1 pseudogene is annotated in these 390 nt (G+C 69.7%); it reads right to left on the bottom strand.

What is annotated here, in order from left to right:
• Positions 1–84 precede the first annotated feature (84 nt).
• Positions 85–390 (bottom strand): annotated as a pseudogene (locus B3D39_RS07630) (choline ABC transporter ATP-binding protein); the annotation flags it as partial.

The following is a 390-nucleotide window of genomic DNA, read 5'->3' as shown; positions in this document are numbered from 1 at the left end:
TCCGGCGGGGATATTTGAGCCAAGCCGAAGGAGCGCGCGCGCCTTGGTTTCGGCTTGGTCAAAATATCCTCCGCGAAGCGTCCCTCAGCTCGCCTCGGCGCTGCGCTGGGGGTCGATGAGCCGCGTGATGACGCCCTCGCGGGTTACGACGCGGCCATCGGTAAGCGGCACGGCGGGCTCGTAGCGCAGCCGCTCCATCACGTCGCGCACGGGCGCGTCGGCGGGCATCGGCGCGCCGGTGGCGTCGCCGGTCGGCGTGCCGACGGGATCGGCGATGTCCTCGGCGGTCAGCACGCCGAGCGGGTTCATATGGGCCACGAAATCGGCGACATAGCCATTCGCAGGCTTGGCGATGATGTCGCGCGCGGTGCCGCATTGCACGATCCGCCC

The sequence above is a fragment of the Thioclava sp. UBA3469 genome (genome assembly GCF_002378135.1).
Taxonomy (GTDB): domain Bacteria; phylum Pseudomonadota; class Alphaproteobacteria; order Rhodobacterales; family Rhodobacteraceae; genus Thioclava; species Thioclava sediminum.
This window is presented reverse-complemented; position numbering and strand designations above follow the sequence as displayed.